General features: G+C 70.5%; 22 protein-coding genes. 16 read left to right on the top strand and 6 right to left on the bottom strand.

Annotated features, from left to right (window positions below; genetic code table 11):
* Window positions 1-10: 10 nt before the first annotated feature.
* Genes ACWDZ7_RS02330 through ACWDZ7_RS02310 form a run of 5 tightly spaced genes read left to right on the top strand, consistent with a single transcriptional unit; the run spans window position 11 to window position 4,725 of the window.
* Entirely contained in the window at window positions 11-661 is a 651-nt protein-coding gene (locus ACWDZ7_RS02330) for a TlpA family protein disulfide reductase (RefSeq protein ID WP_451794089.1), read from the top strand.
* Window positions 661-1,425, top strand: coding sequence for a cytochrome c biogenesis CcdA family protein (locus ACWDZ7_RS02325; protein WP_451794088.1), 765 nt, complete (start codon window positions 661-663; stop codon window positions 1,423-1,425). Before ACWDZ7_RS02330 ends, ACWDZ7_RS02325 begins: the two co-directional genes overlap by 1 nt.
* A gap of 3 nt (window positions 1,426-1,428) precedes the next feature.
* Window positions 1,429-3,093 (top strand): cytochrome c biogenesis protein ResB, encoded by a 1,665-nt coding sequence (resB, locus tag ACWDZ7_RS02320; protein ID WP_451794087.1) that lies wholly within the window; start codon window positions 1,429-1,431, stop codon window positions 3,091-3,093.
* Window positions 3,090-4,181 carry a c-type cytochrome biogenesis protein CcsB gene (gene ccsB / locus ACWDZ7_RS02315; protein WP_451794086.1) on the top strand — a complete coding sequence of 364 codons (1,092 nt, stop codon included), beginning with the start codon at window positions 3,090-3,092 and terminating at the stop codon, window positions 4,179-4,181. Before resB ends, ccsB begins: the two co-directional genes overlap by 4 nt.
* Window positions 4,182-4,224: 43 nt before the next feature.
* Window positions 4,225-4,725: an SRPBCC domain-containing protein gene (locus ACWDZ7_RS02310; protein WP_451794085.1), complete on the top strand. Its 501-nt coding sequence runs from the start codon at window positions 4,225-4,227 to the stop codon at window positions 4,723-4,725.
* Window positions 4,726-4,727: 2 nt separating this feature from the next.
* Here ACWDZ7_RS02310 and ACWDZ7_RS02305 read toward each other — a convergent pair whose 3' ends face one another.
* Window positions 4,728-5,684: an isopenicillin N synthase family dioxygenase gene (locus ACWDZ7_RS02305; RefSeq protein ID WP_451794083.1), complete on the bottom strand. Its 957-nt coding sequence runs from the start codon at window positions 5,682-5,684 to the stop codon at window positions 4,728-4,730.
* Window positions 5,685-5,920: 236 nt separating this feature from the next.
* Complete coding sequence (locus ACWDZ7_RS02300; RefSeq protein WP_451794082.1) at window positions 5,921-6,250, bottom strand: PLDc N-terminal domain-containing protein; 330 nt, start codon at window positions 6,248-6,250, stop codon at window positions 5,921-5,923.
* An 89-nt stretch (window positions 6,251-6,339) separates the two neighbouring features.
* Here ACWDZ7_RS02300 and ACWDZ7_RS02295 point away from each other — a divergent pair, with 89 nt between their 5' ends.
* From ACWDZ7_RS02295 to ACWDZ7_RS02285, 3 genes are read left to right on the top strand one after another with little or no spacing between them, the layout of a single operon-like run.
* Window positions 6,340-7,797, top strand: coding sequence for a menaquinone biosynthesis decarboxylase (locus tag ACWDZ7_RS02295; protein WP_451794081.1), 1,458 nt, complete (start codon window positions 6,340-6,342; stop codon window positions 7,795-7,797).
* Window positions 7,794-8,696, top strand: coding sequence for a menaquinone biosynthesis prenyltransferase MqnP (gene mqnP, locus ACWDZ7_RS02290; protein WP_451794080.1), 903 nt, complete (start codon window positions 7,794-7,796; stop codon window positions 8,694-8,696). Before ACWDZ7_RS02295 ends, mqnP begins: the two co-directional genes overlap by 4 nt.
* A 43-nt stretch (window positions 8,697-8,739) precedes the next feature.
* Window positions 8,740-9,441, top strand: a complete 702-nt coding sequence (locus tag ACWDZ7_RS02285) for a UbiX family flavin prenyltransferase (protein WP_451794078.1) — start codon at window positions 8,740-8,742, stop codon at window positions 9,439-9,441.
* Here ACWDZ7_RS02285 and ACWDZ7_RS02280 read toward each other — a convergent pair.
* Complete coding sequence (locus ACWDZ7_RS02280) at window positions 9,438-9,578, bottom strand: hypothetical protein (RefSeq protein ID WP_451794077.1); 141 nt, start codon at window positions 9,576-9,578, stop codon at window positions 9,438-9,440. The two genes, ACWDZ7_RS02285 and ACWDZ7_RS02280, sit on opposite strands and share 4 nt — an antisense overlap.
* A 129-nt stretch (window positions 9,579-9,707) precedes the next feature.
* Between ACWDZ7_RS02280 and ACWDZ7_RS02275 the strand changes: the two genes are divergently transcribed.
* The 6 genes from ACWDZ7_RS02275 (at window position 9,708) to ACWDZ7_RS02250 (ending at window position 16,540) form a co-directional block, all read left to right on the top strand.
* Complete coding sequence (locus ACWDZ7_RS02275) at window positions 9,708-10,163, top strand: Lrp/AsnC family transcriptional regulator (RefSeq protein ID WP_030791839.1); 456 nt, start codon at window positions 9,708-9,710, stop codon at window positions 10,161-10,163.
* 80 nt (window positions 10,164-10,243) lie between these two features.
* Window positions 10,244-11,407 (top strand): aminofutalosine synthase MqnE, encoded by a 1,164-nt coding sequence (gene mqnE, locus ACWDZ7_RS02270; RefSeq protein WP_451794076.1) that lies wholly within the window; start codon window positions 10,244-10,246, stop codon window positions 11,405-11,407.
* A 95-nt stretch (window positions 11,408-11,502) separates the two neighbouring features.
* Entirely contained in the window at window positions 11,503-11,829 is a 327-nt protein-coding gene (locus ACWDZ7_RS02265) for a DUF4229 domain-containing protein (RefSeq protein ID WP_451794075.1), read from the top strand.
* A 362-nt stretch (window positions 11,830-12,191) separates the two neighbouring features.
* Entirely contained in the window at window positions 12,192-13,571 is a 1,380-nt protein-coding gene (locus ACWDZ7_RS02260) for a dicarboxylate/amino acid:cation symporter (RefSeq protein ID WP_451794074.1), read from the top strand.
* A 212-nt stretch (window positions 13,572-13,783) separates the two neighbouring features.
* The gene (locus ACWDZ7_RS02255; RefSeq protein WP_451794170.1) at window positions 13,784-14,416 is read left to right on the top strand and encodes a TetR/AcrR family transcriptional regulator; all 633 of its coding nucleotides are present in this window, start codon (window positions 13,784-13,786) and stop codon (window positions 14,414-14,416) included.
* Window positions 14,417-14,923: 507 nt separating this feature from the next.
* The gene (locus ACWDZ7_RS02250; RefSeq protein WP_451794072.1) at window positions 14,924-16,540 is read left to right on the top strand and encodes an alpha/beta hydrolase; all 1,617 of its coding nucleotides are present in this window, start codon (window positions 14,924-14,926) and stop codon (window positions 16,538-16,540) included.
* A gap of 6 nt (window positions 16,541-16,546) precedes the next feature.
* Here ACWDZ7_RS02250 and ACWDZ7_RS02245 read toward each other — a convergent pair whose 3' ends face one another.
* Window positions 16,547-17,482: a helix-turn-helix transcriptional regulator gene (locus tag ACWDZ7_RS02245; protein WP_451794071.1), complete on the bottom strand. Its 936-nt coding sequence runs from the start codon at window positions 17,480-17,482 to the stop codon at window positions 16,547-16,549.
* Between the two features lie 195 nt (window positions 17,483-17,677).
* Here ACWDZ7_RS02245 and ACWDZ7_RS02240 point away from each other — a divergent pair, with 195 nt between their 5' ends.
* A complete protein-coding gene (locus ACWDZ7_RS02240) occupies window positions 17,678-19,093 on the top strand; it encodes an MFS transporter (RefSeq protein ID WP_451794069.1) in 1,416 nt (471 codons plus the stop codon).
* 319 nt (window positions 19,094-19,412) lie between these two features.
* Here the strand turns inward: ACWDZ7_RS02240 and ACWDZ7_RS02235 are convergent, their stop codons facing one another.
* Both ACWDZ7_RS02235 and ACWDZ7_RS02230 read right to left on the bottom strand, forming a co-directional pair.
* Window positions 19,413-20,525 carry a molybdopterin-dependent oxidoreductase gene (locus ACWDZ7_RS02235; RefSeq protein ID WP_451794068.1) on the bottom strand — a complete coding sequence of 371 codons (1,113 nt, stop codon included), beginning with the start codon at window positions 20,523-20,525 and terminating at the stop codon, window positions 19,413-19,415.
* Window positions 20,526-20,758: 233 nt separating this feature from the next.
* Window positions 20,759-21,994 (bottom strand): lipase family protein, encoded by a 1,236-nt coding sequence (locus ACWDZ7_RS02230; RefSeq protein ID WP_451794067.1) that lies wholly within the window; start codon window positions 21,992-21,994, stop codon window positions 20,759-20,761.
* Window positions 21,995-22,198: 204 nt separating this feature from the next.
* On the opposite strand from ACWDZ7_RS02230, the gene ACWDZ7_RS02225 reads away from it, so the two are divergent.
* Window positions 22,199-23,170, top strand: a complete 972-nt coding sequence (locus tag ACWDZ7_RS02225) for a tetratricopeptide repeat protein (protein ID WP_451794065.1) — start codon at window positions 22,199-22,201, stop codon at window positions 23,168-23,170.
* Window positions 23,171-23,226 lie beyond the last annotated feature (56 nt).

Below are 23,226 nucleotides of genomic sequence, written 5' to 3'. Positions count from 1 at the left end.
AACTTTTCACATGAGTGCCGCATGCCGCGCCCCCCAGAGCACGAGCCGCAGCCGTAGCCGCCGTCCGGGCGGCCGCCGCGGCCGTGTGGCCCTGATGTCCGCCGGAGCCGCGGTCGGTGCGCTGGTGCTCTCCGCGTGCGGCTCGGGCGGCATGTCCGGCGGTTCGGGCAACACCAACTTCGTGGCCGGCTCGGACGGCATCGCCACCGCGAAGAAGGCGGACCGCAAGCCGCTCCCCGAACTCGACGGCGAGACCCTCGAAGGCAAGCAGCTGAACCTCGCCAAGGCGTACAAGGGCAAGATCCTCGTCATCAACGTCTGGGGCTCCTGGTGCGCGCCGTGCCGGGCCGAGGCGCCGAACTTCGTGAAGGTCGCCGCCGAGACCGAGGCCAAGGGCGTCGAGTTCGTCGGCATCAACACCCGTGACCCCGAGCGCGGCCCGGCGATCGCGTTCGAGAAGCAGCACAAGGTCCGTTACCCGAGCCTGTACGACCCGACGGGCAAGCTGATGCTGCGCTTCCCCAAGGGCACGATGAACCCGAACTTCATCCCCTCGACGCTCGTCGTCGACCGGGACGGCAAGATCGCGGCCCGCTCGCAGCAGCCGCTGAACGAAGAGAAGCTGCGGAAGATGATCGACCCCGTGCTCGCGGAGAAGTGATGATCACCCTCGCGGCCATCAGCGGCCCGAACCAGACCGTCATGAGCGGGGCGCTGCTTCTCGCGATCCCGGTCGCCCTGCTCGGCGGGCTCGTCTCCTTCTTCTCGCCGTGCGTCCTGCCGCTCGTGCCCGGCTATCTGTCGTACGTCACCGGGGTCAGCGGCCAGGACATGGCCGAGGCCAAGCGGGGGCGGATGGTCGCGGGCTCCGGGCTCTTCGTGCTCGGCTTCACCGCGGTCTTCGTCTCCTACGGGGCGCTGTTCGGCGAGTTCGGCCGGACCCTTCAGGACTACCAGAGCACCATCTCCAAGGTGCTCGGCGCGATGATGATCGTGCTCGGGTTCTTCTTCATGGGGCTCACGCCCTTCCTCTCGCAGCGCGAGTTCCGCTTCCACAAGAAGCCCGCCGTCGGGCTCGCGGGCGCCCCGATACTGGGCGCCCTCTTCGCCGTCGGCTGGGCGCCCTGCGTCGGCCCGACGCTCGCCGCCGTCAGCGCGCTCTCCCTGCAGCAGGCGAGCGCGGGGCGCGGCGCGCTGCTGAGCGTCGCGTACTGCCTGGGGCTCGGCGTACCGTTCATCGTCGCGGCCGTCGCCTTCCGCAAGGCACTCGGCGCCTTCAGCTGGGTGAAGCGGCACTATGTGTGGGTGATGCGCGTCGGCGGCATCATGATGATCGCGACCGGCCTGCTGCTCGTCACCGGTGTGTGGGACAGCATGGTGCAGCAGATGCAGGTCTGGACGAGCAGTTACACCGTGGGGATCTGATCCATGAGCAAGACCGAAGCCCCCGAGCAGCGGGACGACCTCGGCGCCGCGGGTGAGCAGCTGTCGACCGCCCCCCGGGAGGAGTCGCCGAACCTGCCCTCCCTCGGCGTGACCGGCTGGCTGCGCTGGTTCTGGCGGCAGCTCACCTCGATGCGGGTCGCGCTGATCCTGCTCCTGCTGCTCTCGCTCGGCGCGATCCCCGGTTCGCTGATCCCGCAGAGCAACGTCGACGAGCTCAAGGTCCAGGACTTCATGGACCGGCACACCACGCTCGGCCCCCTCTACGACAAGCTTCAGCTCTTCGACGTCTACAGCTCGGTGTGGTTCTCCGCGATCTACATCCTGCTGTTCGTCTCCCTCATCGGCTGCATCGTGCCCCGCACCTGGCAGTTCGTGGGCCAGCTCCGCGGTCGTCCGCCGGGCGCGCCGCGCAAGCTGACGCGGCTTCCCGCGTACACGACGTGGCGCACCGACGCCGAGCCCGAGCAGGTGCACGAGGCGGCGCTCGCGCTGCTCAAGCGGCGCCGCTTCCGGGCGGACAGCACCGCGGACTCGGTCGCCGCCGAGAAGGGCTATCTGCGCGAGGCCGGGAACCTGATGTTCCATATCGCGCTGATCGTGATGCTGATCGCCTTCGCCGCCGGACAGCTCTTCAAGTCCGAGGGCGGCAAGCTGGTCATGGAGGGCGACGGCTTCTCCAACACGCTCTCCCAGTACGACGACTTCAAGTCCGGCAGCCTCTTCGACACCGGTGACCTGGCGCCGTTCAGCTTCAAGCTCGACGACTTCAAGGGCACGTACGAGAAGTCGGGTCCCAACCGCGGCACGCCCCGCACCTACCAGGCGAACGTCACCTACAGCGAAGGCGTCGACGGCCCCGAGAAGAAGCAGGCCATCAAGGTCAACGAGCCGCTGGAGATCGACGGCTCGAAGGTCTACCTCATCGGCCACGGCTACGCCCCGAAGGTCACCGTCCGCGACGGCAAGGGCAAGGTCGTCTACGAGAGTGCCGTGCCGCTGCTGCCCATCGACCAGAACGGCACCGCGACCGGCGCCATCAAGGTCCTGGACGGCTACAAGAACAAGAGCGGCAAGAAGGAGCAGCTCGGCTTCAACGCCTTCTTCGTGCCGACCTTCGCGGGTGAGGGCAAGGGGCAGATGTTCTCGCAGTTCCCCGCGGCCGACTTCCCGGTGCTCGCGCTGTCCGCGTACCACGGCAGCCTGGGCGTCGACTCCGGTGTCCCGCAGAACGTGTACCAGCTGGACACCCGGAAGATGACCAAGTTCAAGGACTCCAAGGGCGAGCTGTTCAAGAAGCGGCTGCTGCCCGGCGAGACCATGAAGCTGCCCAACGGCGCCGGCTCGATCACCTTCGAGAAGGACCTCAAGGAGTGGGCGACCTTCCAGATCTCCCAGGAGCCCGGCTCCGTCTGGGCGCTGGCCGGCGCGCTCGCCGCGATCGCGGGCCTCGCCGGGTCGCTGTTCATCCAGCGCCGCCGCGTGTGGGTGCGGGCGGTGCGGGGCGCCGACGGCGTCACGGTCGTGGAGATGGCGGGCCTCGGCCGCAGCGAGTCCTCCAAGCTCCCCGAGGAACTGTCCGACCTCGCCGCCCACCTGCACGAGAAGGCGCCGAGCGCGCCAGACCCAGCCGAAGGGGCTGAGAAGTGAATCTCGCCACCACCCTGGCCGCCGAACCCAACGAGGACCTCGCGCACATCAGCAATGTGCTGATCTACTCCGCGATGGCCGTCTACCTCCTGGCCTTCTTCGCGCACATGGCGGAGTGGCTCTTCGGCAGCCGCAGCAAGGTCGCCCGCACCGCCGCCGCGCTCACCCCGAGCAAGGCCGCAGCGGCGGCGCCCGCGGTCACCGTCCAGGCCAAGGGCGGCACCGCCACCCTGGAGCGTCCGCGGGTCGTCACGCGGTCCGTCTCCGGGGCCCGGGACGTGCCGGACGGTCCCGGCGCCGCGGCGGGGGACGAGAAGGGCGACCTCTACGGCCGTATCGCGGTCTCCCTCACCGTGCTCGCGTTCCTGCTGGAGTTCGGCGGGGTGCTCACCCGCGCCCTGTCGGTGCAGCGGGCGCCGTGGGGCAACATGTACGAGTTCAGCATCACCTTCTCCACCGTCGCCGTCGGCGTCTACCTGGTGCTGATGGCGCTGAAGAAGAACATCGCCTGGCTCGGCCTGCCCCTGGTCACCACGGTCCTGCTCGACCTCGGTCTCGCCGTCACCGTCCTGTACACCTCCAGCGACCAGCTGGTCCCGGCCCTGCACTCGTACTGGCTGTGGATCCACGTCTCCACCGCGATCTTCTGCGGCGCCGTCTTCTACGTCGGCGGGGTCGGCACGCTGCTCTACCTCTTCCGGGACAGCTACGAGGCCAAGCTCCAGCGCGGCGGGCAGCCCGGCAAGTTCGCCACGTCCGTCCTGGAGCGGCTGCCCTCGGCGGCCACGCTCGACAAGTTCTCGTACCGGCTGAACGCGGCGATCTTCCCGCTGTGGACGTTCACGATCATCGCGGGCGCGATCTGGGCGGGCGACGCCTGGGGCCGCTACTGGGGCTGGGACCCCAAGGAGGTCTGGTCCTTCATCACCTGGGTCGCGTACGCCTGCTACCTGCACGCCCGCGCCACGGCCGGCTGGAAGGGCCGCAAGGCCGCCTACCTGGCCCTCATCGCCTTCGGCTGCTGGCTGTTCAACTACTACGGGGTGAACATCTTCGTCACCGGCAAGCACTCGTACGCCGGAGTCTGAACCGCGAGGTGCGGAACGGAGCATGCCGGGTCAGGCTGGTGCCATGACCGTGACGATCGGGCAGGGCGCCAGCCGGACCGAGGGGGACACCCAGCACCTCCACTACGAGCTGCGTCTTCCCCACCCTGTGGAGAAGGTCTGGGCGGCGGTGGCCACCCCCGGCGGGCTGCCGGGGTGGCTGGCCGCCGCCGATGTCTTCGAGCCCCGGCTGGGCGGCGCGGTCACGCTGCGGTGGCTGAACGGCGAGGTGGACGCGGTGCACTGCGGGCACGTCACGGCCTGGGACCCCGACGTCGTCGCCGAGTACACGATCGATCTGCACGGCCGGTGCCGCTTCCACCTGGAACCGGCGGGGGAGTCCGCCACCACGCTGCGCTTCACCAACGAGTTCGACGGCGACGACGCGCTGCGGCTCGACTGCCTCGCCGGGTGGCACGACCACTTCGAGCTCCTCGCGGACGCGCTGGACGGCCGCCCCAAGGACTGGTCGACGTGGAACCTGGACCGCTGGCGCGAGCTGCGGGAGGCGTACGCCGCCGGATGACGTCAGCAGGGCGGGCGGCCGTCGGCGGGGTCCACCGTGATCGCGTCCAGCTGCCCGCGCAGATACGTGTGCGAGTCCACGCCCCTGACGTCCGTGCCCGGGTCGCACTCGTAGAAGTACACGAGCGACATCAGCTCCTCCGCCGGGGCGTCGGGCGGCGGCGGCAGGACCCGGTGGCGGCCCGAGCGCCAGCGGCCGTCCGTCCAGCGGGCCATCAGGTCGCCGATGTTGATGGTGAAGGCGTCCGGGTCGAAGGGCGCGTCCTCCCAGCCGCCCTCGTCCGTGAAGACCTGGAGGCCGCCCTTGCCCGCCTGGCGGTCCAGGACGGTGACCGTGCCGAAGTCGGTGTGCGGGCCGATGCGGAACTGACCCGGCTCGGGCTCGCCCACCCGCTCCGTGCCCGGATACCAGTTGATGTTGAAGCCCCATGTGGGGTGGCCCGTATGGCGGGTGAAGAATTCGTCGTCCCCGCCGAGCGCGACGCCGAGCAGCCCGAGGAGGCGGTCGGAGAGCGACCGCATCTCGCGCAGATACGTCTCCACGAGGGCCCGCAGCTCAGGGACCTCGGCCGGCCAGGTGTTCGCGGTGAACCACTCGGCGTCCACGGCCGCGTTCCCTGTCGGCTCGTCCGCCGCGAAGGACAGTGACTCCTTGAGGTCCGGGGGAGCGGCCGTGCCCTCCGCGTAGCTGTTGGCCTCGGCGCCCGGTCCGAGCCAGCCGCGCCCGCCGACCTTCACCGCGTACGGCCGCTTCGCCCCGGCGGGCAGGTGGAAGAAGCCGCGGGCCGACTCCCTGATCGCCGCACGCAGGCCGGGGTCGACGCCGTGCCCGGTCACCAGGAGGAACCCGGCGGTGCGTAGGGCGGCGTCGACGGTACGGGCCGTCCGCGCGCGGGCCCCGGGGTCGCCGGACAGCCACGGCCGCAGGTCGACCGTGGGGATGCGGGATGCGCTGCTCATGCCTCCCATCGTGCCCACGCGAGCCCGCGGTCAGGCCTCATCGGCGGGGCCGATGGGCCCATCGGCAGGGCGTCCCACCGGCACGTGGACCAGCACCTTCGCCCGCCGCGTCCCCGCCTCGGTCAGCCGGATGTCACGCTGGACCGCGCGTACGCCAGCTCGGTGGCGGCCCGGGTGGAGCTGAGGACGGTGGCGACCTTCTCGAAGGTCACGAGCAGCCGCAGCTCCATGGCCCGTCAGCCCTCGTCGCCCTTGCCCGGCTTCTTCCCGTCGTCGTCGCCGTCGGGCTCCTCGTCCTTGAGGGACTTCAGGAAGTCGGGGTTGTCGTCGGGCGCCACCCACCGGGTCCGGCCGCGCGCGGCACCACCGCCACCCGGGGCGTGCCGCACCTTGCCCGTGGCGAACCAGGCGATCGGGCCGAGCAGCACCTCGCCGAAGAGCAGCACGATGATGACCCACACCACCTTGGGCAGATGCCTGATCTCCTTCTCCGGAGTGTTCAGGACATCGATGAAGGCGTAGATCCACACGGCCAGGACCAGCAGGAACGGCAGATACCTGAGCATGGTGGCGCGGTCCCCCAAGCGGTGGCGGCAGGAGCGGTGCGTGCCCCCGGTGACGGGGCCAGGGTAGCCGGTGCCGGATACTGGAACGCATGGCTTACGACGATCTTCGCTCCCTGCTCCGTGCACTGGAGCGCGAGGGCGATCTCAAGCGCATCAAGGCCGAGGTCGATCCGTACCTGGAGGTCGGTGAGATCGTCGACCGGGTGCAGAAGGCCGGCGGCCCCGCGCTCCTCTTCGAGAACGTCAAGGGCTCCGCGATGCCCCTGGCGATGAACGTGTACGGGACGGACCGCCGCCTGCTCAAGGCGCTCGGCCTTAAGTCGTACGGCGAGATCAGCGAGAAGATCGGCGGCCTCCTCAAGCCGGAGCTGCCGCACGGCTTCGTCGGGGTGCGGGAGGCGTTCGGCAAGCTCGGCGCGATGACGCACGTACCGCCGAAGAAGGTGAAGTCCGAGAGCGCGCCCGTCCAGGAGGTCGTCCTCACGGGCGACGACGTGGACCTGGAGCGGCTGCCCGCGCTCTTCACCTGGCCCGAGGACGGCGGCTCCTTCTTCAACCTCGGCCTGACCCACACCAAGGACCCCGACACCGGGGTGCGCAACCTCGGCCTCTACCGCCTCCAGCGCCACGACAAGCGCACCATCGGCATGCACTGGCAGATCCACAAGGACAGCCGCAACCACTACCAGGTGGCCGCCCGCCGGGGCGAGAAGCTGCCCGTCGCGATCGCCTTCGGCTGCCCGCCGGCCGTCACGTACGCGTCCACCGCGCCGCTGCCCGGTGACATGGACGAGTACATGCTGGCCGGCTTCATCCAGGGCAAGCGCGTCGAGATGGTCGACTGCAAGACGGTGCCGCTCCAGGTGCCCGCGCACGCCGAGGTCGTCATCGAGGGCTGGCTGGAGCCCGGCGAGATGCTGCCCGAGGGACCCTTCGGCGACCACACCGGGTTCTACACGCCACAGGAGCCGTTCCCCGCGCTGAAGATCGACTGCGTGACGATGCGCAAGCGGCCGCTGCTCCAGTCCATCGTGGTCGGCCGCCCGCCGACGGAGGACGGCCCACTGGGCCGCGCGACGGAACGCTTCTTCCTGCCCCTGCTCAAGGTGATCGTCCCGGACATCGTCGACTACCACCTGCCGGAGTCGGGCGGCTTCCACAACTGCGCGATCGTCTCGATCGACAAGAAGTACCCGAAGCACGCGCAGAAGGTCATGCACGCCATCTGGGGCGCGCACATGATGTCCCTGACGAAGCTGATCGTGGTCGTCGACAAGGACTGCGACGTCCACGATCTGCACGAGGTGTCGTGGCGGGCCCTCGGCAACACCGACTACGCCCGTGACCTCACCGTCGTCGAGGGCCCGGTCGACCACCTCGACCACGCCTCCTACCAGCAGTTCTGGGGCGGCAAGGCGGGCATCGACGCGACGCGGAAGCTGCCCGAGGAGGGGTACGTACGCGACGGGGGCTGGCCGGAGATGGTCGAGTCCGACCCGGAGACGGCGGACCGAGTGACGCGCCGCTGGACGGAGTACGGACTGTGAGCGCCCCCTCCGCCGCGCTGCCGCGGCCCGGGAAGACCAGAGCCTTCCTGCGCCTTGTCATGATCGAGCACTCCGTCTTCGCGCTGCCCTTCGCCTACATCGCCTCCCTCTCCGCGATGTTCCAGCTGGACGAGGACATCCACTGGGGGCGGCTGCTCCTGGTCACCATCTGCATGGTGGGCCTGCGGACGTTCGCCATGGCCGCGAACCGGATCATCGACCGCGAGATCGACGCCCGTAACCCGAGGACCGCCCACCGCGAGCTGGTCACGGGCGTGGTGTCGGTGAAGTCCGCGTGGACCGGCGCGCTGGTCGCGCTCGTCGTCTTCCTCGGCGCGGCCGCCCTGCTCAACCCGCTCTGCCTGGCGCTCGCGCCCATCGCGGTGGTCCCGATGGTCGTCTATCCGTACGGCAAGCGGTTCACGAACTTCCCGCAGGCCATCCTCGGACTCGCCCAGGCGATGGGCCCGGTCGGCGCCTGGATCGCGGTCACCGGCGAGTGGTCCTGGCAGGCAGTGATCCTCGGGCTCGCGGTCGGCGTCTGGATCGGCGGCTTCGACCTGATCTACGCCTGCCAGGACGTGGAGACGGACCGCGAGGTCGGCGTGAAGTCGGTGCCCGCGCGGTTCGGCGTCCCGGCCGCCATCCGGGGCGCGCGGGGCTGCCATCTGGTGACCACGGCGCTCTTCGTCTGGTACGCGCTCGACACGGGCGCGGGCGCTTTCTTCTGGCTCGGGCTGGTGATCGTCGCCGGTGCCTTCCTGTACGAGCACTCGATCGTGAAGCCGCACGACCTGTCCCGGCTCAACCGCGCCTTCTTCCAGGTGAACGGCTTCATCGGGATCGCCCTGTTCGTGTGCGCGCTGCTCGATCTGCTCGTACGAGGTCTCACGGTCTGACGCGGGCTCACCGCCCGCACGGCCGCCGGATAGGCTTCACTGCGTGAAACCAGGAGATACGGAGCGTAGGCCTTGGATCGTGGGGGTGTCCGGCGCGTCCGGTACGCCCTATGCCGCCGCCGTCCTGCGGGCCCTGCTCGGCGCGGGCGAGAGCGTGGACCTCGTCGTGTCGCGGGCCTCGCGGCTGACGCTGCTCGACGAGACGGGCATCTCCTTCCGGGACGCGCACTGGCGGGACGATCTGCGGCAGTGGCTCGCGCGGGGCGCCGACGGCAAGCCGGACGGCTTCGATATGCCGGCGGAATCCTTGGAGGACGTGCGGTACTGGGCCGCCGGGGATCTGGCGGCGGGCCCGTCCTCGGGTTCGTACGCGACGAAGGGGATGCTGATCGTGCCGGCGTCCACGGCGTGCGTGGCCGGGGTGGCGCTCGGCCTCTCGAAGGACCTGCTCCAGCGGTCGGCGAGCGTGACGCTCAAGGAAGGCCGGCGGCTGGTGGTCTGCGTACGCGAGACGCCGCTGAACGGGCAGACGCTGAGGCATCTGGTGAGCCTGGACGAGGCGGGCGCGATCGTGCTGCCCGCCTCCCCGGCGTTCTACGCGGGGGCGACGCACATCCAGGATCTGGTGGACTTCGTCGCCGGGCGGACGCTGGACGCGGCAGGGGTGCCGCACAGCCTGTACCGCCGGTGGGAGGGAGAGCTGGGCTCCGGGTCCGGAGGCGGCTCCGGCTCCCAGGGGGGTTAGCGCTTCCTGGCGGCGCGCTTCTTGCGGGCGTCGGCCTCGGTCGCGGCGGTCCGGTGGGCACGCGAGCGGTTGGCCATGTCCTGAAGCTCGCGCATACGGGCGTAGGCCATCTCGATCGAGTACACGGGGTAACTCACTCCTGAAAATCGAAGGATCGTCGTTGATCTGCTGAGATTGAGAGAGATTTACAGGGCGTAAGCCCTGTTGCGCCTTAGATTCTACACATAGACTCGCGGTATCGCTGAATAATGAAAGGCATCGCACCTATGGACGCCGTGGACAGGCAGCTCATCCAGGCCCTGCGGGAGAACGGCCGGGCCTCGTACGCCGAACTCGGACGGCTCGTGGGCCTCTCCGGGCCCAGCGTCACGGACCGGATCAACCGCCTCGAAGCGGCCGGTGTCATCACCGGCTACCGCGCGACCGTCGACTCCGCCTCGCTCGGCCTCGGCGTCATCGCCCTCATCGGCATCTCGCTCTCCGACGCCGCCGACCACGAGGACGTGGCGCGGCGCCTGAAGGACCTGCACGAGATCGAGGACTGCTGGTTCATCGCGGGCGACGACTCGTACATGCTCAAGGTCAGGGCGAGCGACGTGGACGGCCTGGAGAAGACGATCCGCCGGCTCAGCGGGACGCGGGGCGTTTCCCGGACGCGTACGACCATCGTGCTCTCCACCAAGTGGGAGAACCGGGTCGGGGAGCTGCCCGAGGAGGAGTGAGCGGGGCGGGGGGCGTACGGTTGGCGGGAGTTTGTGGCAGGTCGTAGGTCGTAGGTCGCTGGAGAGGTAAGGGCGAGGGCATGGACGCAGGTCTCAAGCGCGAGCTGGAGCAGAAGGTCCGGGACGGTGAGCGGCTGTCCCGCGAGGACGGCATCGCGCTCTACGAGTCGGACGACCTGGCCTGGCTCGGCGGCCTCGCCCACGAGGTGCGCACGCGCAAGAACGGCGACGTCGTCCACTTCAACGTCAACCGCCACCTCAACATGACGAACGTGTGCACCGCGTCGTGCGCGTACTGCTCGTTCCAGCGCAAGCCGGGCGAGAAGGACGCGTACACGATGCGCATCGAGGAGGCCGTCCGCCTCGCCAAGGCGATGGAGGGCGAGAACCTCACCGAGCTGCACATCGTCAACGGCCTGCACCCGAACCTGCCGTGGCGCTACTACCCGCGTTCGCTGAGCGAGCTCAAGAAGGCCCTCCCGAACGTCTCCCTGAAGGCCTTCACGGCGACGGAGATCCACCACTTCGAGACGATCTCCGGGCTGTCGGCCTCGGAGATCCTCGACGAGCTGATCGAGGCCGGTCTGGAGTCGCTGACCGGCGGCGGCGCGGAGATCTTCGACTGGGAGGTGCGGCAGCACATCGTCGACCACCGCACCCACTGGGAGGACTGGTCGCGCATCCACCGCCTCGCGCACGAGAAGGGTCTGAAGACCCCGTCCACGATGCTGTACGGCCACATCGAGGAGCGGCGCCACCGCGTCGACCACGTGCTCCGGCTGCGTGAGCTCCAGGACGAGACCGGCGGCTTCCAGGTCTTCATCCCGCTGCGCTACCAGCACGACTTCGTGGACATGAAGGACGGCAAGGTCAGGAACCGCCTCCAGGCGCGGACGACCATGGCGTCGGGCGCGGAGGCGTTGAAGACCTTCGCGGTGTCGCGCCTGTTGTTCGACAACGTCCCGCACGTCAAGGTCTTCTGGGTCATGCACGGCCTGCAGACCACGCAGCTCGCGCTCCAGCACGGCGCGGACGACATGGACGGCTCGGTCGTCGAGTACAAGATCACGCACGACGCGGACAACTTCGGCACGCCGAACAAGCTGACGCGGGAGGATCTGCTCGATCTGATCCGCGAGGCGGGCTTCCGGCCCGTCGAGCGGAACACGCGCTACGAGTCGATCCGTGAGTACGAGGGGCCCGATCCGATGCTGCGGGAGACGCCGCAGGCGATGCGGGTCTGACGGGCTCACCCCCTTGCCGGTCACAGCCCCTCCCATGCTTCACTGGAGGGGCTCGTCCTACTCGGGCCCATTTCGGAACGGAAGAGTGGATTGACATGCTCCGCTACACGCTGATGCGCCTCGGGATCTTCGTGGGCTGCTTCCTGGTCGTCTGGGGCCTCGTCTACTCCGGGATGCTGCCGCGCGGCCTCGGCGACTCCAACATGCTGTGGATCCTGCTGCTCGCGCTGGTCGTCTCGGCGCCCATCAGCTTCGTGGTGCTCCGCAAGGAGCGGGACCGCGCCTCCGAGGACGTCGTCGCGCGCGTGGACCGCGCCAAGGCGAACCTGGAGGCGAACCGTACGCAGGAGGACAGCGCGGACGACATGGCGCGTGCGCAGGGCGGCGGCCAGGGTGGCCGCGCGCAGGCGCAGGGTTTGTAAGCTTCGTCACTCTTGTCAGGACCCCGGTCCGGAGCATCCCGCTCCGGGTCCGGGGTCCTGTGCGTTGGTCTGTGCGTTGGTCTGTGCGTTTCAGGGGTGCGAGCGGTGACTTACCTCAAACAAGACCTTTGATGTTCTCAAAGCACGAGTGTTAACGTGTTCGACATGAAGACAGCAGCAGCGCACCGCCACGCCATGAGCGTCCCGCTCGTGGCGCGCCTGCATGTCGACCTCTGCCGCTGCATGTCCGCGGCCTGTCACGTCTGACCGTGACCCCCGCTGCGGCGGCGCTGCTGACCCTTCGCGGTCGCCGCTCCCGTACGTCCCCCTCCCCCTGATTTTTTCCTCACCGGAGTGTGTCCGTGTCCGCGAATTCCGCGACGCCCGCCGACAAGGCGGGCCAGACCGAGAAGCCTGAGTCCCGCTTCCGGATAACCAAGTACCTCAAGATGCCCTTCTGGGCCCAGATCCTCGGCGGTCTGGTCCTCGGTGTCCTGCTCGGCTGGCTCGCGCGCAGCCAGGACGTGTCCTGGCTCGTCACCACCCTGGACAAGGTGGGCAGTACCTTCATCGGGCTGCTGAAGCTGGCGGTCGCCCCGCTCGTCTTCTTCGCGATCCTGGTGTCCATCACCAACCTGCGCAAGGTCAACAACGCCGCGCGGCTCGCCACCCGCACCCTGCTGTGGTTCATGATCACGTCGCTGATCGCGGTGGCCATCGGCCTCACCATCGGCCTGCTCACCAACCCCGGCTCCGGCACCGGCCTCACCCCCAAGGACGGCAAGGCGCCCGAGGACGCGGGCTCCTGGATCGACTTCCTGACCGGGATCATCCCGACGGACGTCATCACGCCCTTCACCGATCTGAACGTCCTCCAGATCGTCTTCATGGCCGCCGTCGCCGGCGTCGCCGTACTGAAGATCGGTGACAAGGCCAAGCCGATCCTGGAGCTGAGCGAGTCGGTTCTCGCGCTGCTGCAGAAGGCCCTGTGGTGGGTCATCAAGCTCTCCCCGATCGGCACCGTCGGCCTCATCGGCTTCGCCATCGCGGACTACGGCTGGAACCTCATCAGCAAGTACGCGACGTTCACCGCGGACATCTACATCGGCTGCGCCCTGGTGATGTTCGGCGTCTACCCGCTGCTGCTCGCGTTCGTCGCCAAGGTCAACCCGCTCCAGTTCTTCAAGGGCGCCTGGCCCGCGATCCAGCTCGCCTTCGTCTCGCGCTCCTCTGTCGGCACCATGCCCGTCACTCAGAAGGTCACCGAGCGGCTCGGCGTCCCGAAGGAGTACACGTCCTTCGCGGTGCCCTTCGGCGCCACGACGAAGATGGACGGCTGCGCCGCGATCTACCCGTCGATCGCCGCGATCTTCGTCGCGCAGATCTTCGACGTGGACCTCGGCATCAAGGAGTACGTGCTCATCGCGTTCGTGTCGGTGGTGGGTTCGGCGGCGACGGCCGGTCTGACCGGCGCCACCGTGATGCTGACGCTGACTCTTTCCACGCTGGGTCTGCCCATGGAGGGCGTGGGTCTGCTCCTCGCCATCGACCCCGTCCTGGACATGATGCGGACCGCCACGAACGTGGCCGGGCAGGCGCTGGTTCCCGTGATCGTTGCGGCTCGGGAGAAGATTCTGGACCTGGACGCGTACGAGAGTGCTTCGGCGTCGCCGCTCGATGACTTCGGCGGGGTGGAGGTCGAGGACGCGGCGCCGTCGCGGACGGTGCCTGCGACTGCCTGAGTCTGCGTCTGAGTCTGCGTCTGCGTTTGCGTCTGCGTCTGCGTGAGCCCCGTCCTCGGAGCGGTTGATCGATCGGGGGGCGGGGCTTGTTCGGTCTTCTCTTCCTCCGGTAATCGTTCACCTGGCCCCGTTGACCGTACGCTGACGCTGAGTTGTGACGGGCAGCGTGGGAAGGCGGGGGCGGGGTGGGCGAGAAGCGGCGGCAGAAGCGGATGCCGCGGGCCGTGCGGGAGCAGCAGATGCTGGACGCGGCGGTGCGGATTTTCGCGCGGCGGGGGTACCGGGCGGCCTCCATGGACGAGATCGCGGAGCTTGCCGGTGTGTCGAAGCCGCTGGTGTACCTGTATCTGGACTCCAAGGAGGAGCTTTTCAGCGCGTGCATACGGCGGGAGGCCGCCGCGCTCGTCGGGGCGGTGCGGGAAGGGGTGAGCGCCGTCGCGGGGGAGCGGGCCGCCGAGCGTCAACTCTGGGACGGGTTGCGGGCGTTCTTCGCGCATACCGCGGAGCGGCCGGACGGGTGGGCGGTGTTGCACCGCCAGGCGCGGGCCCAGGGGGAGCCGTTCGCGGCGCTCGTCGCGGTGATGCGGGAGGAGGTGGTGGCGTATGTGACGTCGGTGATCGCGGTGGCGGCGCGGGAGGCGCACGAGGACCCCTCTCTGCCGGACCACGAGGTCGCGGGCCTCGCGCAGGCGCTGGTGGGCGCGGCGGAGTCCCTCGCGGAGTGGGCCAACGCGAACGAGTCTGTCTCGGCGAAGGAGGCGGCGTCCACGCTGATGAACTTTGCGTGGGCGGGGCTTGGGGGGCTGATGGAGGGGGCGCGGGGGCGGCGTCTTGGGTCCGTCTGAGGGCGGGGCCGGGGTCGTGGTGCCGTCTGCGCCTTGGGTTCGTCTGTGGGGGCGGGGCCGCGGGGGTATGTGCGTGCTCGCCATCTTGGTGTGGGCGTTGATTTGCTGCTGGGCTAGTTGCTCTACTGTGCTCCGCTCGCACATACCCCCACGTCCCCTCGCGCGCGCTCGCGGCTGCGGGCCGTCGCGGCTTCCCGACTCCCACGCCCACCTCAGCAGCGCCGGGAGCCCCTGCCGTGTGCTTCGGTGCGCTTGCCCTCGCAGCGCGGGGCTTCCCACCCTGCGGCCGTGTGATCCCAGGCCCACCTCAGCCGCCCGCCCTGCAGCGCGGGGTGAACGGGTGGGTGCGTGGGAGATGTCCGTCGTGGAGCGGCGGGGTGGGGCGGTCCGAGCGGCAGGAAGGTGGCTCGGGGGTGTACGGAGAGTGAGGGGGCGCGGGGGCGCGGGGGCGCTTAGGGTGGGGCTGGGGGAGAGCCCTGGGAGGTTGCCGTGCGGGGAGCTTACGCAGTGGCCGGCCTGACCGCGCTCGCCGTCGTGGGAGTGGTCGCGCCGGGCCTCACCGAGGTGGCCGACGGGAATGATCGGCCCGACCTGTCGCGGTACTACACGCAGAAGATCAAATGGGGTGCCTGCAAGGGCTCGACGGAGGCCATGGCGGAAGCCACCGGGCACTCCAAGGACGTCCAGTGCGGAGACGTGACCGTTCCGCTCGACTACGCCCGGCCCGGGACCGGAACCGTGGACGTCGCGCTGATCCGGATGAGGTCGAGCGCGAGCGGCAAGCCCAGAGGCTCCCTGCTGCTGAACTTCGGCGGCCCCGGCGGCCCCGGCGTCTCCGCACTCGCCGGTTCCCAGAAGGAGTTCGGCTTCCTCAGCAAGGGGTACGACGTCGTCTCCTTCGACCCGCGCGGCGTCGGTCTGAGCGACCCCGTCAGCTGCGGTGACACCGACGGGGACCCCGTCCCAGGGGAAGAGGGAGGGGGAGGGGGGAGTGGTGATCCGGGTGCCTTGCTTGCCGAGTTGCGCGAGGTCGCCAAAGAGTGCGAGGCCAAGTCCGGTCCCGTCCTGCCGTACATGGGGACGGTCAACGTCTCGCGCGACCTGGACGTCATGCGGCAGGCCCTCGGCGACAAGAAGCTGAACTACCTCGGGTTCTCCTACGGGACGCGGCTCGGCGCCGTCTACGCCGCGCAGTTCCCCAAGAAGGTCGGGCGGATGGTGCTCGACGGCGTGGACACGCTGACCGAGCCCCTCGCCGAGCAGTCCCTCGTGACCGCCGAGGGACGCCAGAACGCCCTCGACAACTTCCTGACCTGGTGCACCGGCAACGCCGGCTGCGTCTTCGGCACCGACGCCCGCGCCGCCCGCCACAGCATGGTCCAGCTCATCCAGGACATGGACGCGGTGCCGCTGCGGTCCATGGAGGGTGAGGAGTTCACGGGGCAGGATGTCGTCGGCGTACTCAGTCAGGCTCTGTACAGCAGGCAGGCGTGGCCCGCGCTGTCGCAGGCGCTGGGCGCGCTGCTCGCGGACGGGGACCCGCGGGCGCTGATCCGGATGAGCGGCGGACTTGCGGGCGGTGTCCGAAGCGGCCCCGGTGACGTGGGTGAGGGGGGTGGCGCGGGTGTCGCGGGTGTCGCGGGTGAAGAGGTGCCTATGGATAATATGACCGCCGCCCTCATGGCCGTGAACTGCGCCGACGACCCCGACCGGCCCGACGCCGCGCGCATAGAGAAGGAAGTCGGCAGGCTCCAGGAGGAGTTCGAGGAGGCGTCGCCCGTCTTCGGCAAGTCGATGTTGATGCCGGTGCTGCTCTGCTTCGGGCGTCCCCCTGGAACCACGTACATCCGTGAGGACGTACGCGACGTGAAGACGCCCAAGCTGCTGCTCGTCGGCACGCGCGGTGACCCCGCGACGCCCTACCGCTGGACGGAGGAGACCGCGCGGCGCCTCGGCTCCCAGGCCGTCGTCCTGGACAACAAGGGGGACGGGCACACCGGTTACCTGGGTTCCGCGTGCGTGCGGGACAAGGTGGACGGGTTCTTGTTGTATGGGGAGATGCCGAAGAGCGGGAGCTCCTGTGCCGTGGATCCGGGTTCGAGTGAGGGGCCCGGTTCGGGCTGATGTGTGTCAGGGGTGCTTTGGCGTGGTCAGTCCCAGCATCGCCGCCTCGTCCCGCGTACCCGGCTTCGCCTGGTAGACCACCATGCGCTGGCCGCCCGTCCTCGCCAGCTGCATCACCTCGTACGTGAGGGTCATCGCACCGACCTTCGGATGCGCGAACGACTTGGTGCCGCCGCCGCGCTCCCGTACGTCGTAACGCTCCCAGATGCGGGCGAAGTCCGGTGATTTGAGGAGGAGTTCGCCGACCAGATTCGTCAGCCGGGGCGAGTCCGTGTCCGTGCCGCCGACCGCCCGCAGATGTGCCACCGACATGGCGACCGTCTCCTCCCACGGCTGGTAGAGCTCGCGGCCCACGGGGTGCAGGAAGAGGTAGCGCGTGATGTTGCGCTGCTCGGCGGGCCAGTCCCACAGGCCGGGGTGCAGCGCCCTGCCGGGGGCGTTGGCGGCCAGCACGTAGCTGTGCCTGCTCACCACGTACGCGGGCAGCGGGGCCAGCGCGTCCAGCGTGCGCGAGGTCGACTCGCGGACCGTGTGGTCGGCGGTGGGGTGCGGTTCCGTGAGGCGGCCCGAGGCCAGTTCGGCCAGGTCGTGCAGGCGGTCGTGGGCGTCGCCCGTCAGGCGCAGGGCGCGGGCCAGGGCGTCGATGACGGCGGGGGAGGGGTTCGTCTCCCGGCCGCGCTCCAGGCGGGTGTAGTAGTCGACGCTGACCCCGGCGAGGGTCGCCAGTTCCTCGCGGCGCAGACCGGGCGTGCGGCGCAGTCCGGTGCCCGCGGGCAGGCCGGCGTCGGCGGGGGTGACGCGGGCCCTGCGGGCGCGGAGGTATCGGCCGAGTTCCGTTCCCGTGGGGGGCGCGCTTGTTCTGGCGGGGGCGCCTGGCGGGGTGGGGGTGGTGCCCGTGGTGCCTGGGGTGCCTGGGGTGCCTGCTGTGCTGGCCGTCTTCATCTCGTTATTTTCTCTGGTCGGGGAGCGTGCGTGGGGGGCCCTGTCAGGACCAGGAACGGGGCGGTCTGGCCGGGGTCCGCCGCCGCGGGCATCGTCGGGGGTCCGCCGCTACCGCGGCGGCTGACCGTCGCTTCGCGACGTCGCTGTCCCACCCACCCGCCCGTCACCCCGCAGAAGACCTCGCGTAGGAGCGTCATGTCCGTCACCCTTGGCCCGGAGCGCGTCCGCACGGCCGCTCGGCCCCCCGCCCGTGCCGGGAGCCGTCCCGTCGCCCTCGTCGCCGCGCTGCTCGGCTTCACCGTCATCACCATCGACGTCACCGCCGTGAACATCGCGCTGCCCGACATCCGCGATTCCCTGCACGGCGGCATGGCGGGCCTGCAGTGGGTCGTGGACGCGTACACGCTCATGTTCGCCGCGCTGATGCTCTCCGCGGGGGCGCTCGCCGACCGGGCCGGGGCGCGGCGGGCGTACGCCTGGGGCGTGGCGCTCTTCACCGCCGCCTCGCTGGCCTGCGCCCTCGCGCCCGGCATCGGCGCGCTGATCGCCGCACGCGTCGCGCAGGGCGGGGCCGCCGCCATCGTGATGCCCGCCTCGCTCGCGCTGATCCGGGAGGCGTACGACGAGCCGCGCCGCCGGGCCCGTGCCATCGCGCTGTGGACGGTGGGCGGCTCCGCGGCCGTCGCGGTCGGGCCGGTGCTCGGCGGCATCCTCACGGAGACCGCCGGGTGGCGTGCCGTCTTCCTCCTCAACCTGCCCGTGGGCGCGGTGATCCTCGCCCTCCTCGCCCGTACCGCCCGCTCCCCGCGCCGCCCGGCCCCGCTCGACCTCGCCGGGCAGGCGACGGCCGTGACGGCCCTGGCCGGGCTCGCGTTCGCCGTCATCGAGGGCGGCCACCTGGGGTGGACGAGCGCGCCCGTCCTGGCCGCGTTCGCCATGTCCGTCGCCTCCGGTTTCGCCTTCCACGCCGCCGAGAAGCGGCACCGCGCGCCGATGGTCCCGCTCGCGCTGCTGCGGCAGCGGCAGGTCTCGGTCGCCCTCGCGGTCGGCTTCGCGGTGAACGCCGGCTTCTACGGCGTGACGTTCCTCCTCGGCCTCTACTACCAGCAGCTGCGCGGCATGTCGGGCATCGAGGCGGGCCTGATGTTCGTACCGCTGGCCGTGATCATCACCGGGACGAACCTCGTCTCGCCCCGGCTCGCCGAGCGCGTCGGCCGACGCCGGGTCGTCGTCCTCGGCCAGGCGGTGCTCGCCCTCGCCATGTTCGTCCTGCTCCCGCTGACCGCGCACACGCCGCTGTGGCTCGTACTGGTGCTGCTGATCCCGACGGGAATCGGCGGAGCGGTCGCCGTCCCCGCGCTCACCGCGCAGCTCTTCGACAGTGTGCCCGGCGAGCGCGCGGGCACGGCCTCCGGTCTGCTGAACTCCCTGCGGCAGACCGGAGGCGCGATGTCCGTCGCCCTCTTCGGCGCCCTCCTCGCGGGCAACGGCTCCGACTTCTCCGTGCCGGGCATGCGGACGGGCCTCCTGGTGGCGGGCCTCACGCTGTGCGCCACGGCGGGCCTGGCGGCGTGGCGGCTTCCGCGGCAAGGGAAGTTCACGCACCAGTAAGTGCCTGCGCACCGTTTAGCGCGTACTTGTCGCGTCCCGGCACCTCTCGACAACACTGGGAAGGGATCAGGCGTCAGGGATCAGGGATCAGGCGTCAGGGGTCGGGCGTCAGGCGTCAGGGGTCAGGGGTCAGCCGTAGAGGACTGGCCCCGGAGCTGCTGGGCCGGGGCCGTCAACCTCGCCAACGGCACTCCGGCCGAGGCCGTGCCGACACCGCGCCGCTGGAGCTGTCCCTGGCCGCGCTGAAGGCCCTGGCGGCCGAGGGGCGTGACGTGTGGAGCGCCCCGGCCTCGGTGCGGCGGATGAAGTCGGTAGGGCGCTAGCCCTTGACCGTGAACCGCACCTCGTGGACGGAGTTGCGCGAACCCGGCGGCGGCTGGACTCGGCCCGTGCGGTCCGTGGCGCGGGAGCGGACGGTGTGCGGGCCGGGCGCGAGGATGCGGCGCAGCGAGAAGCCCTGCCAGGCCGGGTCGGCGCCCAGCGCGTCCAGGGTGGCCGGTTGCCAGGGGCCACCGTCGAGGGAGAGGTCGACGCGTACGACCTCCGTGGTGCTCCACGCGCGGCCCCGGAAATGGGTCTCCGGGTGGCGGAGCCGGGCATCGGCCGCCGGGGTCAGCAGCTTGCTGTTGACGTCCACCTCGCGCACCGGCTGCGGGGTGTCGCTGCCGGGGAGCGTCCGTGTGTAGAACGTCGTCGTGAACATGTGCTCCGGGCGCTCGTCCGTCAGGACGATGCGGGTCAGCCACTTCACGGAGTTGGTGCCGAACATGCGGGGGACCACGGCGCGCAGCGGGTAGCCGTGCCGGGCGCGCAGCGGCTCGCCGTTCATGCGGTGGGCCAGGAAGACCTGGCGGTGCGCGGTCTCCAACGGCAGGTCCTTCACGTACGAGAGGCCGTCCTCGCCGTGGAAGGAGCCGGTGTCCGCGCCCTCGAAGCGGACGTGCCGGGCGGCGGGCAGTGGGACCGCCCGGTCCAGGAGCGTGGCGAGCGGGAAGCCCGTCCACTCGACGTTCGCCACCGCGCGCGTCGGCACGTCGGGGCGCAGCGGGCTGCCGAAGCACTCGTGGACCGCCGTGAGCGGCCGCGCCGGCAGGGCCAGGAGCGCGGACAGGTCCAGGCGCAGGGGGTGCTCGACCAGGCCCTCCACGGTCAGCGTCCAGGCGTCGGCGTCGAGGTGCGGGATGCCCAAGTGCGTACGTACGAAGAGGTGGTCGACCGGCGTGATGAAGTCGGGACCGGGTGCGGGGTCGGCGTGGGAGGGGTCGCCGGGTGGTGGGGTCAGGGGTGGCGTCGGATGTGGTGGGTGTGGTGCCGGTGGTGCCTGTGGTGCCGGTTCCGGTTCCGGTGGTGCCTGTGGTGCCGGTGCCGCCTGCGGTGTCTGTCGTGCCTGCGGGGGCGTCGGCGATGTGGGAGGCGCGGGTGGTGTGGTCATCGGGTGGTGGTTCCCCTTTCGGGCCCGTCCGGCTCCGGCCCCGGCATCGGCCCCGGCCCTGGGCCTGTGCCAGCTCCGGGAGTCGGGCCCCGCTCCGCCGGCTGCCGCTGTGGCGTCTCCAAGTCCTGCAAACCTTGCGATCCTATGAGGGGTGGTGCGGAGCTGCCCACTCCTTTTCGGCGCGCGAAGGGGCGGCCACCGCCCGGGAGGCCGCCCGAACTGCCGTGCCCTGCTCAGCAGTTGCCGCGTACCGGACGGCCCGCGAAGCGGTCCGCCAGCCACTGGGCCGCGAACGGCGACTGCGTGATCACCCCGCTGACGTGCTCCCCGAGCGGGATGGTGTGCCACTCCACGTTCGCGTCCCGCGCGCACCAGTCCTTGCGGACCTGCTTGCCGACGCCGTACGGGATCAGCTCGTCGGCGAGCGCGTGGTACAGGTACACCGGGGCGTCCGGCTTGGCGGTGCCGACCCGCGACGCGTGCAGCCGCTGCTGCCAGTCGGGCTGGTCCAGGGGGTTCTTCGTCGTCATCGAGTCGATCGTCTTGAAGGAGCCGAGCACCGCGCCGTCCGCCACGCAGGTGTTCTTCATGGCACCTATGAGCGCCTTGCCGACCGGGTTCAGATAGGAGTCGAGGCCCAGCTCGGGGAACGCCGCGTTCTGGCCGATCGCCGCCATGAAGATCAGGCCCGAGCCGTACGAACCGTCGTTGAAGTGCGCCACCTTCATCAGGTCGCCCGGGACGCCGCCGGTCGCCGTGCCCTTGACGTCGAGTTCGGGGGCGTACGAGCCGTGCAGCTCGGCTGCCCAGGAGGAGGCCTGGCCGCCCTGCGAGTAGCCCATGATGCCGACGGGCGTGTCCTCGCCGAGGCCCGCCTCCGGGAGACGGATCGCGGCGCGGGCCGCGTCGAGCATCGCCTGGCCGGCGGAGCGGCCGACCGTGTAGGTGTGCTCGCCGGGGGTGCCGAGTCCCTCGTAGTCGGTGACGGCGACGGCCCAGCCGCGCCGGGTGAGCTGCTGGATGAGGTTGGCTTCGAGGGCGGTGCCCTTCGGGAAGTTCGCGCTGGGCGCGCAGCGGTCGCCGACGCCGACCGTCCCCACGGCGTACGTGATCAGGGGGCGAGGGCCCTTTCTGCCGTCCTGCGGCACGATGACCGTGCCGGACACGGTGTTGGGCGCGCCGTCGGCCCTGGTCGAGCGGTAGTGCACCTTCCAGGCCTTGGTGTGGGTGGGCTGGCCCGGCAGTGGGTGGAAGGCGCTCGGCTCGGAGCTCACGATGTCGCCGGGGGACGAGGACGCGGGGCTCTGCCCGGCGTGGGCCGCGGTGGTCGCCGTGGCTGCGGTGGCCTCGGTGAGGGAAGTGAGCGGGGTGAGCGGGGTGAGCGGGGTGAGCGGGGTGAGCGGAGTGATGGCCGACAGGCCGAGCGCGGCCACCACGGTCCACGCTCTGAAGCTGGTGCGTGCGTGCATGCGGCTCTCCCAACTGTGCGCGGGGGCTGGGAACTTCGGCATCGACCGTAGTGACCGGTGAGTAAGCGCGGGGCTGACCGGGACGCTCAGCTTCGTTGACCTCGGCTCGCAGGTATCCACTGCGGGGGTGCGGCGCTACGTTGACGAATGGGGCGCGGGGCACGGGAACGGACCGACCATTCGACGCACGGACGGAGGCCCACCATGCCGGAAGAACGCGATCCACATCCACGGCGGCCCGAACGGTCCGCCCAGTCCGCACGGTCCGCACGGTCCGCACGGTTCGAGCAGGCGCTCGACTGCTTCCGCGAGGCGCGCGACCTGGCCGACCCCGAGGCGTCGCCAGGCGTCTACGGCGTCATCCTCCATGACATCGCCGACACCTACCGCGACGCGCACGACATCAAGGAGGCCGTGGAGCACTTCCGGCAGGCCGTCTCGTACAAAGAGCGCGCCGACAATCCGAGCGACCTCGCCACGACGATGACCGCGCTGGCCAACACGCTCGCCTCGTTGGGGGAGCCGACAGAGGCGCGGGATGTCCTCGAGCGGCTGGCCGAGGAGGTCCCGAAGATCGCGGACACGGAGCGGCGCGCGGCCGTGCTGCACAACATGGGCCTTACGTACGAGGAGCTGGGCCGCCTGGGTCTTGACGGTGCGTACGCCGACGGGGTGGCCGCCTATCAGGCCGTGCTCGCCCTGATCGACGGCGACGTGGACCCCGGCTGGTACGCGACCGTCCTCAAGGACATCGGCGACGCCTACGAATCCCAGGAGATGCTGCCGCAGGCCCACGCCTCATACGAAGAGGCGGTGCGGTACACGCGCCGCATCGAGGACACGCCGGCCTCCCTGATCACGGTCCTGATAGCCCTCGGCCGCACGGCCAGGCGCCTGGCCAGACGGGAGGGAGAGGCGCTGGGGAACGGGGCCGCCCCCCAGGGAGGGGCGGTGGGGACGTGGCTCGGTGGGGGTTCTCAGGAGGCGGGCGCGGGCGCCCCCGGGGCCGGCGCTGCGGCGCCGGACGCGCCCAGTGCGGGAGCGGCGGGACAGGGCGCGTCCGGAGACGAAGCCCGGTCCGGGACCGCCCCACCGAACGACGCGTCGTCCTCCGACGGCCCCTCGTCCGGGGCCTGGGCGGGGGATGGGTCGTCGTCGGGGGATGGGCTGTCGTAGGGCGGTGAGCCGCCGGGCGCCGGGGTTGCGCCGCTGAGCGACGTGTCGTCCTGCGA

The sequence above is a fragment of the Streptomyces sp. NPDC003032 genome (genome assembly GCF_053591415.1).
Note: the sequence above shows the minus strand (reverse complement) of the source record. Positions and strands in the feature narration are given on the sequence as shown.

Coding starts and splice junctions, on each gene's coding strand:
- ACWDZ7_RS02295 (WP_451794081.1), top strand. CDS start 6,340: ATGGCTTACGACGATCTTCGCTCCCTGCTCCGTGCACTGGAGCGCGAG.
- ACWDZ7_RS02225 (WP_451794065.1), top strand. CDS start 22,199: ATGCCGGAAGAACGCGATCCACATCCACGGCGGCCCGAACGGTCCGCC.
- ACWDZ7_RS02235 (WP_451794068.1), bottom strand. CDS start 20,525: ATGACCACACCACCCGCGCCTCCCACATCGCCGACGCCCCCGCAGGCA.
- ACWDZ7_RS02300 (WP_451794082.1), bottom strand. CDS start 6,250: ATGCTCAGGTATCTGCCGTTCCTGCTGGTCCTGGCCGTGTGGATCTAC.
- ACWDZ7_RS02265 (WP_451794075.1), top strand. CDS start 11,503: ATGCTCCGCTACACGCTGATGCGCCTCGGGATCTTCGTGGGCTGCTTC.
- resB (WP_451794087.1), top strand. CDS start 1,429: ATGAGCAAGACCGAAGCCCCCGAGCAGCGGGACGACCTCGGCGCCGCG.
- ACWDZ7_RS02310 (WP_451794085.1), top strand. CDS start 4,225: ATGACCGTGACGATCGGGCAGGGCGCCAGCCGGACCGAGGGGGACACC.
- ACWDZ7_RS02275 (WP_030791839.1), top strand. CDS start 9,708: ATGGACGCCGTGGACAGGCAGCTCATCCAGGCCCTGCGGGAGAACGGC.
- ACWDZ7_RS02240 (WP_451794069.1), top strand. CDS start 17,678: ATGTCCGTCACCCTTGGCCCGGAGCGCGTCCGCACGGCCGCTCGGCCC.
- ACWDZ7_RS02230 (WP_451794067.1), bottom strand. CDS start 21,994: ATGCACGCACGCACCAGCTTCAGAGCGTGGACCGTGGTGGCCGCGCTC.
- mqnE (WP_451794076.1), top strand. CDS start 10,244: ATGGACGCAGGTCTCAAGCGCGAGCTGGAGCAGAAGGTCCGGGACGGT.
- ACWDZ7_RS02325 (WP_451794088.1), top strand. CDS start 661: ATGATCACCCTCGCGGCCATCAGCGGCCCGAACCAGACCGTCATGAGC.
- ACWDZ7_RS02330 (WP_451794089.1), top strand. CDS start 11: ATGAGTGCCGCATGCCGCGCCCCCCAGAGCACGAGCCGCAGCCGTAGC.
- ACWDZ7_RS02305 (WP_451794083.1), bottom strand. CDS start 5,684: ATGAGCAGCGCATCCCGCATCCCCACGGTCGACCTGCGGCCGTGGCTG.
- ACWDZ7_RS02245 (WP_451794071.1), bottom strand. CDS start 17,482: ATGAAGACGGCCAGCACAGCAGGCACCCCAGGCACCCCAGGCACCACG.
- ACWDZ7_RS02255 (WP_451794170.1), top strand. CDS start 13,784: ATGCCGCGGGCCGTGCGGGAGCAGCAGATGCTGGACGCGGCGGTGCGG.